At 65.4% G+C, this 12,560-nt stretch carries 10 protein-coding genes; 6 read left to right on the forward strand and 4 right to left on the reverse strand.

What is annotated here, in order from left to right; all coding sequences use genetic code 11:
- Positions 1 to 31 precede the first annotated feature (31 nt).
- Positions 32 to 2,086, forward strand: coding sequence for a squalene--hopene cyclase (shc, locus tag S58_RS31450; RefSeq protein ID WP_015669477.1), 2,055 nt, complete (start codon positions 32 to 34; stop codon positions 2,084 to 2,086).
- 774 nt (positions 2,087 to 2,860) lie between these two features.
- Here the strand turns inward: shc and panE are convergent.
- Entirely contained in the window at positions 2,861 to 3,724 is an 864-nt protein-coding gene (gene panE, locus S58_RS31455; RefSeq protein WP_015669478.1) for a 2-dehydropantoate 2-reductase, read from the reverse strand.
- 218 nt (positions 3,725 to 3,942) lie between these two features.
- On the opposite strand from panE, the gene S58_RS31460 reads away from it, so the two are divergent.
- Positions 3,943 to 5,220: an MFS transporter gene (locus S58_RS31460; protein ID WP_042341040.1), complete on the forward strand. Its 1,278-nt coding sequence runs from the start codon at positions 3,943 to 3,945 to the stop codon at positions 5,218 to 5,220.
- Between the two features lie 197 nt (positions 5,221 to 5,417).
- On the opposite strand, the gene S58_RS31465 is transcribed toward S58_RS31460, so the two are convergent.
- From S58_RS31465 to S58_RS31475, 3 genes are read right to left on the reverse strand one after another with little or no spacing between them, the layout of a single operon-like run.
- Positions 5,418 to 6,611, reverse strand: a complete 1,194-nt coding sequence (locus S58_RS31465) for a nickel/cobalt transporter (RefSeq protein WP_015669480.1) — start codon at positions 6,609 to 6,611, stop codon at positions 5,418 to 5,420.
- Positions 6,608 to 7,237: a DUF1007 family protein gene (locus S58_RS31470; protein ID WP_042340343.1), complete on the reverse strand. Its 630-nt coding sequence runs from the start codon at positions 7,235 to 7,237 to the stop codon at positions 6,608 to 6,610. Before S58_RS31470 ends, S58_RS31465 begins: the two co-directional genes overlap by 4 nt.
- A gap of 24 nt (positions 7,238 to 7,261) precedes the next feature.
- Positions 7,262 to 9,343 (reverse strand): M3 family metallopeptidase, encoded by a 2,082-nt coding sequence (locus S58_RS31475; RefSeq protein ID WP_015669482.1) that lies wholly within the window; start codon positions 9,341 to 9,343, stop codon positions 7,262 to 7,264.
- Between the two features lie 126 nt (positions 9,344 to 9,469).
- Here S58_RS31475 and S58_RS31480 point away from each other — a divergent pair, with 126 nt between their 5' ends.
- From S58_RS31480 to S58_RS38750, 4 genes are all read left to right on the forward strand, one after another.
- Positions 9,470 to 9,730 carry a hypothetical protein gene (locus tag S58_RS31480; protein WP_015669483.1) on the forward strand — a complete coding sequence of 87 codons (261 nt, stop codon included), beginning with the start codon at positions 9,470 to 9,472 and terminating at the stop codon, positions 9,728 to 9,730.
- A 675-nt stretch (positions 9,731 to 10,405) separates the two neighbouring features.
- On the forward strand, positions 10,406 to 11,548 hold the full coding sequence (locus S58_RS31485) for a type III PLP-dependent enzyme (protein ID WP_015669484.1): 1,143 nt from the start codon (positions 10,406 to 10,408) through the stop codon (positions 11,546 to 11,548).
- A 179-nt stretch (positions 11,549 to 11,727) separates the two neighbouring features.
- Complete coding sequence (locus S58_RS31490; RefSeq protein ID WP_042340344.1) at positions 11,728 to 12,321, forward strand: GNAT family N-acetyltransferase; 594 nt, start codon at positions 11,728 to 11,730, stop codon at positions 12,319 to 12,321.
- Positions 12,309 to 12,470 carry a hypothetical protein gene (locus tag S58_RS38750; RefSeq protein ID WP_173424444.1) on the forward strand — a complete coding sequence of 54 codons (162 nt, stop codon included), beginning with the start codon at positions 12,309 to 12,311 and terminating at the stop codon, positions 12,468 to 12,470. Before S58_RS31490 ends, S58_RS38750 begins: the two co-directional genes overlap by 13 nt.
- Positions 12,471 to 12,560 lie beyond the last annotated feature (90 nt).

A 12,560-nucleotide genomic window follows, 5' to 3' on the forward strand; every position in this document is an offset into this window, starting at 1 on the left:
GCGGCGTTGTGAGGCCGCCAGAGGGATCGTGATGACTTTGACCAGCTCGGCCTCCGCGCGCGCGCCGCGCGACCCCGGGAATTACCAGACCGCCCTGCAATCGACGGTGCGGGCGGCAGCGGACTGGCTGATCGCCAGCCAGAAGCCTGATGGACACTGGGTCGGCCGAGCCGAATCCAACGCCTGCATGGAGGCGCAATGGTGCCTCGCACTGTGGTTCATGGGGCTCGAGGATCACCCCTTGCGCAAGCGCCTCGGACAGTCGCTGCTCGACAGCCAGCGGCCCGACGGCGCCTGGCAGGTCTATTTCGGCGCGCCCAATGGCGACATCAACGCGACCGTGGAGGCCTATGCCGCGCTCCGCTCGCTCGGTTTCCGGGATGACGAGCCGCCGGTGCGCCGGGCGCGCGAATGGATCGAGGCCAAGGGCGGCCTGCGCAACATCCGCGTGTTCACGCGCTATTGGCTGGCGCTGATCGGCGAATGGCCATGGGAGAAGACCCCGAACATTCCGCCCGAGGTGATCTGGTTTCCGGTCTGGTTTCCGTTCTCGATCTACAATTTCGCGCAATGGGCGCGCGCCACCCTGATGCCGATCGCGGTGCTGTCGGCACGGCGGCCGAGCCGGCCGCTGCCGCCGGAGAATCGGCTGGACGCACTTTTTCCGCGCGGACGCGCTGCGTTCGATTACGATCTGCCGGTCAAGGCCAATGCCGGCGGCTGGGACAGGTTCTTCCGCGGCGCCGACAAGGTGCTTCACGCCCTTCAGAACTTCGGCAACCGGCTCAATCTCGGCCTGTTCAGGCCTGCGGCCACCAGCCGCGTGCTGGAATGGATGATTCGTCACCAGGATTTCGACGGCGCCTGGGGCGGCATCCAGCCGCCCTGGATCTACGGCCTGATGGCGCTTTATTCGGAAGGTTATCCGCTCGACCACCCCGTCCTCACCAAGGGCCTCGATGCTCTGAACGATCCCGGCTGGCGCGTCGATGTCGGTGACGCCAGCTACATTCAGGCGACCAACAGCCCGGTGTGGGACACCATCCTGACCCTGCTCGCCTTCGACGATTCCGGCGTGCTCGGCGATTATCCCGAAGCGGTCGACAAGGCGGTGAACTGGGTGCTGGAGCGCCAGGTGCGCGTGCCCGGCGATTGGTCGGTCAAGCTGCCGCACGTCAAGCCCGGCGGCTGGGCGTTCGAATACGCCAACAACTATTACCCCGACACCGACGACACGGCGGTGGCGCTGATCGCGCTGGCGCCGCTGCGCCATGATCCGAAGTGGAAGGCCAAGGGCATCGACGAGTCCATCCAGCTCGGCGTCGACTGGCTGATCGGCATGCAGAGCGAAGGCGGCGGCTGGGGCGCCTTCGACAAGGACAACAATCAGAAGATCCTGACCAAGATTCCGTTCTGCGACTATGGCGAGGCGCTCGATCCACCCTCGGTGGACGTCACCGCGCACATCGTCGAGGCGTTCGGCAAGCTCGGCATCTCGCGCAACCATCCGTCCATGGTGCGCGCGCTGGACTACATCCGACGGGAGCAGGAGCCGACTGGCCCCTGGTTCGGCCGCTGGGGCGTCAACTACGTCTACGGCACCGGCGCGGTGCTGCCGGCGCTGGCGGCGATCGGCGAGGACATGACGCAGCCCTATATCGGCCGGGCCTGCGACTGGCTGCTTCAACACCAGCAGCCCGATGGCGGATGGGGCGAGAGCTGCGCCTCGTACATGGACGTCAGCGCGGTCGGCCGCGGCACCACCACGGCGTCGCAGACCGCCTGGGCGCTGATGGCGCTGCTCGCCGCCAACCGCCCGCAGGATAAGGACGCGATCGAGCGGGGCTGCATGTGGCTGGTCGAGCGCCAGTCGGCCGGCACCTGGGACGAGCCGGAATTCACCGGCACCGGCTTCCCCGGCTACGGCGTCGGCCAGACCATCAAGCTGACCGATCCCGCATTGTCGGAGCGGCTGATGCAGGGCCCGGAACTCTCCCGCGCCTTCATGCTCCGCTACGGCATGTACCGCCATTACTTCCCGCTGATGGCGCTCGGCCGCGCGCTGCGGCCGCAGGGCCACGTCTAGGCGGCGATGCCGGCGAGCCATCGCGAGGAGGCCAGCGCGGCGTTGCAGGCGGCGGTGAGCGATGGCTCGATCGGCTAAAGCGAGCGGACGCTTCACTCTCACCGTCATTGCGAGCGCAGCGAAGCAATCCAGAGTCCTTGCTCGGCCCTGGATTGCTTCGCTGCGCTCGCAATGACGCCTGTTGCAGGAGCGGTTTCGCATCTCAAACAGCGTGACAAGTCCAGGCAATCTCGCGGCATCTGATGCCCGAGCTTTGCGATCATCGTGCCCCTCGACAATGCAAAGGGCGCAGGGAAGGCCAGGCGTCGGCTGACGCCTGCGGCCCGCCTGCGAAAAAGAATGCAGGCGGCAGGTACCACAGGTGCAGCCGAGAACGCCCGGCCTTCCCTGCGCGATGGTCTTCACGTTTATACGCGATCTCCCCGGTGTCCGGGCTTGTTAGCCACCGTCGCCCGCGAGATGCTTGAAGCATCACCGCGAACTTGACGCCAGCATCGGGGCGCCAGGACCACGCGACTTCACGTCCGCACATCACCGTTCGTCCGCGCACCCGAAAGCACGCTGCGGCAATCCGCGGCCACCGCTCCCCGCCTCGCGTGTCGTGACGATCGCGCGCTACGCCCCTTTGCTCGAGGCGGGATGCGCACAGACAATCACAATTCCCGAAAAAGCGCAACAGATTTATTTTTTTCAGAATAAGATCCCGGCTGCGACGGTGACACCATTTTCCGTCAGTCACTCCACCATATCGGCGATGTAGACGACGGGACGCGATCAGCGGCGCGTTTGCTCGTAGGCCTTCAGATGCGTGTAGGCCGTGCGAAGCCGGGGCACCGGAATTCTTGCGGCGTCAGCGCGCGCAATCAGGTCGCCAATCACATGGTCGGCTTCGATCGGTTGGCCTGCCTTGATGTCGCGGAACATCGATGCGGTGAGCGACGAGCCTTCCGCGGTCGCGACTACCCTGCTTTCGTCGAGAATGCCAAGTAGGAAGTCCCTGCCGCCGGGCGCCGCCAAGATCATGCCGATCGGTGCACGCATCAAGCTGGTCGAGGCTGCGTTCGACGCGAGGAACACCCATTTCTCCCACATGTCCTGCAGGACAGTCTCGCTCGCCGCGCCGTCGAAATTGCAGTTTCCGACGAGGTCCGCAATGGCGCGAACCCGGTGTGACATCTTGCCGTCGCGCTCGCCGAAACCAAGCGACTGTATCGGGCCGAGCTGGACCACCTCCCGCTTATCGTTCAGTGTTACCGCCGTCAGGCAAAGCCCTCCGAGCACGTGGCTCGCTCCAAATTGTTTGTCGAGAACGTCCAGATGACGCATGCCGTTGAGCAGCGGGATGATCGAGGTATTCTCGCCTACCGCCGGTGCCAACGACTTGATCGCATCGTCGAGGTCGTAGGCCTTGCAACTCAACAGCACGACGTCAAACTTGTCCTTGATGGTGTCGGCCTGGACAACGGGCGGATCCTTCAGTGTGACGTCTCCGTTGGGGCTTTTTATCACGAGGCCCGCGGCTGCAAGCTCTGCCGCGCGCCGCGGTCGCACCAGAAAGGTGATGTCGCGGCCGGCTTGCAGCATCCTGCCGCCGAAATATCCGCCAATGGCTCCGGCGCCAACGATGAGAATGCGCATCTGTCAATTCCTCCGGTTGTTGGATGGGTAACGATCCTGCCAAATCGTCTCCGAACGGGCGGACTTCCACCCACCATCATCTAGATATGGCGAGGTAGATGCTTCGATCGTGGTCGAAGCATCCTGCGTCGAGTTCGGCCTAGCTTGTGAGCGACACGCCCTTCCGGCCATACGCTCCGCCGAAGGCGTGGACGCACTTCAAGCCGAATGGCGGGGTCATGCAGGGCAGCAAGAAGACGGATATCTTCTATGGGTGGCGCGTCGTTGCAGCCGTATTCGTGCTTGCGACGCTCGGCTGGGGAGTCGGCTTCTACGGTCCCCCCATCTACCTGCACACCGTCCAGGAAACGCGGGGGTGGTCGCTGAGCGTCGTTTCCATGGCGGTAACGGCCCACTATCTGTTTGGTGCGCTCGTGGTCGCAAATCTGCCGAAGCTATACCGGCATTTCGGCGTGTCGCGTGTTACCAAGGTTGGATCCATCACGCTTGCGGTCGGCGTCGCGGGCTGGGCGTTTGCCAAAGAACCTTGGCAGCTTTTTGCCGCAACGCTTGTCAGCGGCGTCGGATGGGCGACCATGGGCGCCGCTGCAGTCAACGCAATCATTGCACCATGGTTCGTGCGAACGCGGCCGGCGGCGCTATCTTCAGCCTATAACGGGGCAAGCATCGCGGGCGTCGTCTTCTCACCGCTCTGGGTCGCCACGATAGGGCTGTTCGGATTTCCTTGGGCCACGGTGGCGATCGGCCTCGTCATGATTGTCGTGATCTGGATTTTGGCGGATGTGTACTTCGCCAAGATGCCAGAGCAGATGGGATTGATCCCTGATGGCGTCGCGCCCATTTCGCGCCCGGCGCCGCCGATCGAAAGATCATGCCCGGGCAACCAACTATGGCGAGATCGAAGATTCATCACACTCGCAGCGGGCATGAGCCTCAGCCTGTTTGCGCAGATCGGACTTCTCGCTCATCTATTTTCATTGCTCGTACCGGCGTTGGGCGAGCAACTTGCCGGCTTCGTGGCGGGCTTGGCTACGGCTGCCGCTATTGCAGGGCGTACGCTCGTCGGTTGGCTGATGCCCGCGGGGGCCGATCGCCGTTTGTTCAGTGGCGGCAATTGCATTCTGCAAATTGTGGGATCGCTCGCGTTCTTGTTTGCAGCCGGCGACAATCTGCCCTTGTTGTTTCTGGGAATCCTGCTGTTCGGCGCGGGCATAGGAAACAACACGTCACTGCCACCGCTGATCGCGCAGGCCGAATTCAGCAAAGAGGACGTGTCCCGGGTGGTTCCGCTCATTGTCGCAATCAGCCAAGGGACTTATGCGTTCGCGCCCGCTGCGTTCGGCTTTATTCGCGCCTTGGAATATCGATCGTCCTCGATATCAGGGGGAGCCGCACCATGGGTGTTCATCTGCGCAGCGCTTATCCAAGCCGCCGGCGCTGTCGCGTTCCTCGTCGGTCGTGACGAAAGAGTGGGCGGGACAAAGATCGAGGGATAGATCGCCAGACAGGAGTATGGGTTCCGGGTCGGTGCCACGATCGCGCTATCGCGCGCTCGTGGCCTGCCCGGGACGGCACTGGTGGTGTTGCGCGCTGGTGGCCCACCTCCACCACTGTCATGCCCCGTGCAGGCGGGGCATCCAGTACGCCGGGGCGGAAGTGGAGGGCGAGAGCAGAGGAGCGGAGCCCGGGCCGCTCAGAAGCAGGTGGTGCGTTCCGCGGCCATATAGCCCAGCAACAAGCCCGCTCCGAACAGTAGCACGAGCCCAGCGGCGCCGAATTCCAGGCCGCGCATGATCAGCGCGCCGCCGCCTTCGCGGCCGGCGCTGAGGCGGCGGGCGATGTCCTTGGCGGCGACGGCGAGCACGGCGATGGTCGCGACCGTGATCGCGGTGCCCAATCCCATGACGAAGGTGGCGGCGACGCCGGCCCAGAACAGGCCCTGCGCCAGCGCGAAGACCAGCACCAGGATCGCGCCCGAGCAGGGTCGGATGCCGGCGGCGAAGATTGCCTGGAAGCCACGCTGCCAGCCGCCGGGCCCTTCAAGCTCGCTCGGCGCCGGGCCGTGGGAATGGCCGCAGCCGCAATCGTCACCATGGACGTGATCATGGTGGACGTGATCATGCGCCACCGCGTGCGCATGAGCATGATCGGGGTGATGATCATGGCCGTGTTGGTCACGCGCTTGGTGATCCAGGCCGTGGCGATCGTGACCGTGATCGTCGTGATGATGGTGCGCGCGATGCTGGTGATCATGCGCGTGGCCATGATCGTGCGCCGCGTGAGTCACGACGGCTCCCGGCGCATGTCCGGCCAACGCGAGCGCCGGCGCCGCCGGCTGCCAGGTGCGCAGGAAGGCCGCGCCCTTGACCCAGACCAGGCGCGCGCCGAGCAGTGCGATCAGGCCGTAGCTTGCGATCTCCACCACCTTCTCGGCGCTGCACATCGTGGCCGCTGTCGCGTTGAGCACCACCGCGCCGATGCCGACGATGACCACCGCGACCAGCGACTGCATCAGGCCCGACGCGAACGACAGCACGATGCCGCGCTTCGCCGTCTCCTGGTTGGCGACGAGATAGGACGCGATCACAGCCTTGCCGTGGCCGGGACCTGCCGCATGAAAGATGCCGTAGGCAAACGAGATCGCGAGCAGCCACCACACCGCCGAGCCATCTTCCTTGGCCGAGCGGATCGCCCCCGACATCTGCCGGTAGAACTCCGACTGCTTGGCCAGCAGCCAACCGACGATGCCACCGACCTGGGGCTCCGCCGGCGCGCCGAACGGTGATTTGGCGAGCAGCACATGGGAGGCGGCGTCGGCGGCGAGAAGCGTTGCGAGGATCGCGGCGCAGGTGAGGAGCGGGCGGGCGGCGGTGGGGCGAGGTGTCATGGACATTCCACTGAGATCTTGTTGGCGAAGTTCATTCCGAAATTGGCGTTCGCCCCGCCGCTCAGGAATGTCTGTTCGTTCATCGTCTGCGCGACGGTTCCGCCGTCGCTCGGTCTCACCAGGCCGAACTTGCAGCCCGAGGGAGCGCTGACCAGCTTGACGGGATCCTTCTCCGCCATCTGGAAATCGATGAAATAGCTGGGATCGTACACCTCGACCTGGAGCTGCCTCGGCTTCACCGGCGCCTTCAAGGGCAGGGTGAAGTGCAGGGTCAGCTTGGTGTCCTTGTATTCGAGATAGTAGTCGACGGGGTCTTCGAGCTTCTGCTTGCGCCCGTCGGACTTGATGAAGGTGAAATAGGCATATTCCTTCAGCGACTCCGCGTTGGTCTGCGCCAGCGGCGCCAGCTCCTCGCGGGTGTAGACGCCCTTCTGCTTGGTCTCGAGACCCTGCAGCGCATAGGTCGCGAACATGTCGTCGAAGGTCCAGGCATGGCGCACGCCGGTCAGCGAGCCGTCGGCCGCATAGAGCAGCTCGCTGGTCGCGGTGACCCAGACATGGGGATGGGCTTGGGCCGCGCTCGCGCCCAGCACGAGCGCCAGCGTGGCAAGGAGAGTGCGCAGCATGGTGATCACCTCAGGCCCGTCTTCTCAAGCCGCCTTGGGAACGTCGAGCAGGCCGCGCCGACGCAGCAGCGCGTCAGGCTCCGGCTCGCGGCCGCGGAAGGCAACATACGCCGCTTCCGGATCGACCGAGCCGCCCGAGGAGTAGACGTTGTCGTGCAGCCGCTTGGCGACCGCGGGGTCGAAGATGTTGCCGGCCTCCTCAAAGGCGCCGAAGGCATCCGCATCCATCACCTCCGACCACATGTAGCTGTAATAGCCCGCCGCGTAATGGTCTCCCGAGAAGATGTGGCCGAATTGGGTCGGCCGGTGCCGCAGCGCGATCTCCCGGGGCATGCCGATCTTGTCCAGCTCGGCCTTTTCGAACGCGCGGACATCCTGCGAAGCCGCCGCCGGCTGGGTGTGGAACTCGAGATCGATCAGCGCCGAGGAGACAAACTCCACGGTGGCAAAGCCCTGGTTGAAGCGGCGTGCCGCCAGGAAGCGCTCGAGCAAATCCTGCGGCAGCGGCTCGCCGGTCTGGTAGTGGCGCGCGAAGGTCTGCAGCACCTCGGGGCGCTCCTGCCAGTGCTCGTAGAGCTGCGACGGCAGCTCGACGAAATCGGTGAACACCGAGGTGCCCGACAGCGACGGATAGGTCACGTTGGAGAGGATGCCGTGCAGGCCGTGGCCGAACTCGTGGAACAGCGTGCGGGCATCATCCGGCGACAGCAGCGACGGCTGGCCGTCGGCGCCCTTGGCGAAATTGCAGACGTTGATGATCAAGGGCGCGGTGTCGCCGTCGAGCTTCTGCTGGTCGCGCAGCGAGGTCATCCAGGCGCCGGAGCGCTTCGACGAGCGGGCGAAGTAGTCGCCATAGAACAGCGCCTTGTGGCGGCCTTGCGCGTCCGTGATCTCCCAGACCCGGACGTCCGGATGCCAGACCGGGATGTCCTTGCGCTCGGAGAAGGTGATGCCGAACAGCCGCGTGGCGCAGTCGAAGGCGGCCGCGATCATGTTGTCGAGCGCGAGATACGGCTTGATGGCGGCGTCGTCGAAGTTCGCCTTCGCCTGGCGCAGCTTCTCGGCGTAATAGCGCCAGTCCCAGGCCTCGAGCTGGAAATTGCCGCCCTCCTCCGCGATCAGCGCCTGCAGCGCGTCGCGGTCGGCCAAGGCCTTGGCGCGGGCAGGCTTCCAGACCCGCTCCAGCAGGCCGCGCACCGCCTCCGGCGTCTTCGCCATGGAATCCTCCAGGCGATAGGAGGCGAAATTGGCAAAGCCCATGATCTTGGCAGCTTCCTCGCGCAGCTTGAGGATCTCGCCGATCACGGTGTTGTTGTCGTTGGCGTTGCCATTGTCGCCGCGCGCGGTGAACGCCTTGAACACCTTCTCGCGCAGGTCGCGGCGGGCGGAGCTCTGCAGGAACGGCTCGACCGAGGAGCGCGACAGGGTCACGATGGCCTTGCCGGGCATGCCGCGCTCGTCCGCCGCAGCTTTCGCCGCCGCGACGTAGCTGTCGGACAGACCGGCGCGGTCATCCTCGCCAAGCTCCAGGAACCAGTCCTGCTCGTCGCCGAGCACGTGATGGCTGAAGGTGGTGCCGAGCTGGGCGAGCTTCTCGTTGATCTCCGCCATCTGCGCCTTGGCCTCGTCATCGAGGCCGGCGCCGGCGCGGCGGAAGCGGGTATAAGTGCGCTCCAGCAGCCGCTGTTCCTCAGCCGTGAGCGCGAGGCTCTTGCGGTTGTCGTGGAGCCGCGCGATGCGGCCAAACAGCACGGCATTCATCATGATCGGGTTCCAGTGCCGCGCCATGCGCAGCGACACGTCCTTGTCGATCTCCAGAATGGCCGGATTGGAGTTGGCCGAGACCAGGTCATAGAACACCGCGGCCACCTTGGAGAGCAGCTTGCCCGAGCGCTCCAGCGCCGTGATCGTGTTGGCGAAGTCGGGCTCCGCCGGATCGTGGCTGATGGCGTTGATTTCGGCCGCATGATCGGCGAAAGCGCGCTCGAAGGCCGGCAGGAAGTGCTCTGGCTGGATCGCGTCGAAGGGCGGTGTCTGGTGCGGGGTCTCCCAGGCCACGAGCAGCGGATTGCTCTGGACGTCGATCGTGGCGGTCGTGTCGGACATCGGCTCGTGCTCCCCGGATCTCGAAGGCGCCCCTCTTACCACGGAGCCGGTCCTTTTTGGGTCATTTCCCCTTGAAGGGCGGGGCCATTTCGGAGAGATTGCGCCGCCTGAAGAGGACTTAGGACCATGAACGCAGAGACCACGTCGAAGCCTGCCCGCCAGATCGTCTGGCCGACCGTGATCACCGTCATCTCGGCGGCGATCCTGATCGGCGCGGAAGTATTCGGCGCGGCGTTTGCCGGCGGCTGGGCGCTCGCGATTCTGTTCGGGCTCGGCGACCAGGGCGCGCACATCCTGCAGGCAGTGCTGTTCGCGATCGGCGTGTTCGTGATGATCGGCTTCATCCGCGGCGCGCAGCGTGTCGAGCCGTTCACGAAGCGCGCGTGAGAGTCCGCGAAAACACTGGCCGGCAAGCGTGAACGCGTTACGAAACCTTAAGCTCGCTTAACGTTCGTTCAGACAGTCGAGCCGCGTGTGTGGCTCGTAAGCACAGGTTAGGGAAATCTATCCCAACTCTGAAAATTCCCTTGCGAACGAAATTCAAAACGCTTATTTCCGCTTCTGCCCAATTTCGCACGTGCCTGTGGTCGTGTGTCAGTCGGTAGGTATCCGGACAAGAGGCCGGACAGCCGCCAAGGGATGAGGAACCGAGGGGTTCTCGGATCGTTGCGATCAGGATCAGTTCGATCGAGATCGTCATGCTCCAGGAGCCCAGCATCTCTCTCAAGAGATGCCGCTGAAGGTCACCTCCTCTTTTGCAACCGTGACTGGCAGCCGGAGGCGAACCGGCGCACCCCGCTCTCAACGGGGGACGCGACTTAAAGCAACGACGGATCGGGCTTTTTTGGTCTCTACCGGCAGTCCAAAGCCGGCGCGGGCTACTGAAAAGGCTTGTCCTTCATTGCCAGGTGTGCGGGCGGGAAATTCCCAACCAATCCACGGCAGCACAATTCGGCTACGGGTTCGAGGTTTTGTCGCCTTTCCATCGGGCGGCAACGCCAAGGCACCCGTGTCGAGATCATTTTGAACGGGTCTCGTCGCTGGGACCGTTTGGAGGGTGCTATGACCGAACGTATCCGGGAATTCCTGCGCAACCGCCGCGAGGAAGGTCTGGACCACGAGCCCTGTCTCGTCGTCGACCTCGACATCGTGCGCGACAACTACATGAACTTCGCCAGGGCGCTGCCGGACAGCCGCGTGTTCTACGCGGTCAAGGCCAACCCTGCGCCGGAAGTGCTGTCGCTGCTCGCCTCGCTCGGCTCGTCGTTCGATACGGCAACCGTCGCCGAGATCGAGATGGCGCTGGCCGCCGGTGCGACGCCGGACCGCATCTCCTACGGCAACACCATCAAGAAGGAGCGCGACATCGCGCGCGCCTACACGCTCGGCATTCGCCTGTTCGCGGTCGACTGCGCCGCGGAGGTGGAGAAGATCGCGCGCGTGGCGCCCGGTGCGAAGGTGTTCTGCCGCATCCTGTACGATTGCGCCGGCGCCGAGTGGCCGCTGTCGCGCAAGTTCGGCTGCGATCCGGAGATGGCGGTGGAAGTGCTGGACCTGGCGAAGCGGCTGGGCCTGGAGCCGTGCGGCATCTCGTTCCATGTCGGCTCGCAGCAGCGCAAGGTGAAGGCGTGGGACCGCGCGCTGGCGATGGCCTCGACGGTGTTCCGCGACTGCGCCGAGCGCGGCATCAACCTGACCATGGTCAACATGGGCGGGGGCTTCCCGACCAAGTACCTCAAGGACGTGCCGCCGGTCGTGCAGTACGGCCGCTCGATCTTCCGCGCGCTGCGCAAGCATTTCGGCAACCAGATCCCGGAGACGATCATCGAGCCGGGCCGCGGCATGGTCGGCAATGCCGGGATCATCGAGTCGGAAGTGGTGCTGATCTCGAAGAAGAGCGACGAGGACGAGCTGCGCTGGGTCTATCTCGACATCGGCAAGTTCGGCGGTCTCGCCGAGACGATGGACGAGTCGATCCGCTACGCGATCCGCACCCCGCATGAAGGCGCGGAGATGACCCCGTGCGTGCTCGCCGGCCCGACCTGCGATTCGGCCGACGTGATGTACGAGAAGCTGCCGTATCCGCTGCCGGTGACGCTCTCGATCGGCGACAAGGTGCTGATCGAGGGGACCGGGGCCTATACGTCGACCTACTCGGCGGTGGCCTTCAACGGCATCCCCCCGCTGAAGACGTATCACATCTGATCCGGCTTCCTTCGCCGCCCGCGCGCGGGTGAGACGACAAGGAGCTTCGGGTGGGGCAGCCCCCACCCCAACCCTCCCCCGCAAGCGGGGGAGGGAGCGATAGACCGTCATCATCAACCTGACATCACGTGTTTGCGCGCGGGCGAAAGCCGGCGGCGCAGGCCGGGGACTGACGTGCCATGACCGCTTTTCGCATCCCTTCGACCGCGCCTGTTCGGACTGCCGCTCCGTTCGTGATCCGAGCCGAGCGCGCCTCCGACGTCGCGGCGCGCGAGACGCTGCTCGATGCCTGCTTTGGCGACAATCGCCATGAGCGCACCTGCCAGCGCCTGCGCGACGGACGCGCGCCCGCCGCAGGCCTCGCTCTGTCGGCGATGCGCGGCGGCGTCCTGGTGGGAACGCTGCGGTTGTGGCACGTCAGCGCCGGCGGACGCGATGCGCTGATGCTGGGGCCGCTGGCGGTCGCCACAGAGGCGCGCGGCCTCGGGGTTGGCGCTGCGCTGATGAATGCCGCGCTGATGATCGCGGCCTCACGCGGCCATGGCGCGGTGATCCTGCTCGGCGACGCGCCCTATTACGCGCGCTTCGGCTTCGATGCCGCGAAGGCAGCCGAACTCGAGCTGCCCGGCGCGTTCGAGCGCGCGCGCCTGCTCGGGCTCGAACTGGTCGAAGGCGCGCTCGAGCGCGCCTCCGGCATGATCCTCGCCACCGGCGCCCGGGAGCGGAAGGCGCGCCGCACGCGCCGCGAGCGGATGGTATCATGCGCGGCGTAACCGCCCGCGACGGGCACGCGCCGCGACGGCGGACATTGCTGCCGACGCTGGTGCTGATCCTGCTCGGGATCATGATCGTCCGCGACATCGTGGTGCGCCGCTGGTCCAGCGCCCCGCCCCCCGGACCGGACGTCACGCGGCTGCGTTAGGCATTCCGGCAAGCCACGCCCGGCCCGCCCTGCCAGGGGTTGCGCAGGTGCAGCAAAAGCTCTTTAACCGCCGAAAATCTCCCCCGACGA

It is taken from the genome of Bradyrhizobium oligotrophicum S58 (genome assembly GCF_000344805.1).
GTDB classification, from domain to species: domain Bacteria; phylum Pseudomonadota; class Alphaproteobacteria; order Rhizobiales; family Xanthobacteraceae; genus Bradyrhizobium; species Bradyrhizobium oligotrophicum.